Annotated in this window: 2 protein-coding genes and 2 pseudogenes; 2 read left to right on the plus strand and 2 right to left on the minus strand. The window is 30.8% G+C overall.

Translation table 11 applies throughout. The features are described from left to right. A partial coding sequence (locus HMPREF2937_RS08075; protein WP_070864365.1) for an AbrB/MazE/SpoVT family DNA-binding domain-containing protein occupies window positions 1-229 on the minus strand: 229 nt, incomplete at its 3' end. Between the two features lie 786 nt (window positions 230-1,015). Beyond that, window positions 1,016-1,111 (minus strand): type I toxin-antitoxin system Fst family toxin, encoded by a 96-nt coding sequence (locus tag HMPREF2937_RS13480; protein ID WP_138108223.1) that lies wholly within the window; start codon window positions 1,109-1,111, stop codon window positions 1,016-1,018. A 122-nt stretch (window positions 1,112-1,233) separates the two neighbouring features. Here HMPREF2937_RS13480 and HMPREF2937_RS13280 point away from each other — a divergent pair. Continuing rightward, a pseudogene (locus tag HMPREF2937_RS13280) lies at window positions 1,234-1,375 on the plus strand (IS6 family transposase); the annotation flags it as partial. Further along, a pseudogene (locus tag HMPREF2937_RS14255) lies at window positions 1,368-1,444 on the plus strand (IS6 family transposase); the annotation flags it as partial. The pseudogenes HMPREF2937_RS13280 and HMPREF2937_RS14255, both read left to right, overlap by 8 nt.

The following is a 1,444-nucleotide window of genomic DNA, read 5'->3' on the forward strand; positions in this document are numbered from 1 at the left end:
CTTCATCTCCAAAATCAATTTCTTTTTCATCATAGTGACCACCATTACGATAAAAGTCATAAATTTCATCGATAATTGATTTTTCTCTTTTTGTAAACTTAACTACGCCCTCGTTTATTTCTACATTTAAAGAATCCCCAATGTTTAAACCTGCTTCATTTAAGATGGATTTATTTAAACTGATTGCTTGGCTGTTCCCATTTTTTATAACTTTTGATAATGTTCTCATGTATCATCACTCCCTTTAGTATAAGCGTATCACACGTTATAACGTAGTCATAACATTCGAATATCATTATCACAGCACAACATCTTCATCCTATTGGATGTCATCTGACATATTATGAATTATTTCTTTTACTACTGTAGTATGGTCAAGCTTATTTTTGACTCTAATTTCTCTTTTTATTTTCAAAAATGCCTTTAATTTTTAAGAAAGCCACACTTTGTACAAAAAATTAAACATATGGTCCATAATAAAAATGATCATAATGGTACATCTATTTAAATTGTCACTCATCATTGAAACAATTTTTTACATAAAAAAAGCCCAGTACCTTTCAGGATAAGTTCCCAAAACAACTGGAGCTTACATATGCAAGTTCATTATATATCATCTTCAATATCTAAACAAATATTGTTTTTTTAGTCGAAATAATTGCTAGTAGTTCAATAGGTATGATAATATACCATAAATACTCTAACTCGTAAATCATCAAAATTTTGGTTCTGTTGCAAATTTAGGAAAGTCAACTGAATATCATTTTAACAATTGATATTATCTTAATTGACCAACATGTAGTTAATATCTTGGCACGGCGAAACTCCATAAATCAGAAGAGACCTACGGTTCTTTTTACAAATTTCGTAAACACATTGGGGAAATATTATAGTTTTGCATTCCTAACTACTATAATGTTATAATTTACTTAACGAAGATTATATGCATATATGCACCAATCCCCTCACTATTTGCGGTAGTGAGGGGATTTTTGATGCGGCTTAACGTCGCCTTCTATTTATTACGTTTACTACTAAGCCAGTAAGTAAAGTACGCAACTGCACAGCCACTAATGACTGGTGCAATGATGTGAACGAAGATTACATACATATTAAGCACCTCCTTCCGTCGAAAATATCGCCGGAAGTTAAGACGACTACACTATTATACCATCTGTTGTTCTGTTGCAAAGTTGATTTTATAGTGTAATTTTGACAAAAAGAGGCTTCTATATGAATTATTTTAGATATAAACAGTTTAACAATGATATCATCACTATAGCCGTTGGGTTCAAGAATATACTCCAATTTCATATCAAATTTAGAAGAAAAAGTGTATTACAAATGGCGTATTGATAAGACATATATCGAAATATCTGAGCAACCTCATTAAGCAAGATCACAGGCATGTTAAAGTAAGAAAGACAAGATATCAAAGTATCAA

This window comes from Staphylococcus sp. HMSC061G12 (genome assembly GCF_001838465.1).
Lineage (GTDB): Bacteria > Bacillota > Bacilli > Staphylococcales > Staphylococcaceae > Staphylococcus > Staphylococcus simulans.

Bases quoted from the DNA above. Each gene is read 5' to 3' on its own strand.
- HMPREF2937_RS13480 (WP_138108223.1), bottom strand. From the start codon at position 1,111: ATGTATGTAATCTTCGTTCACATCATTGCACCAGTCATTAGTGGCTGT.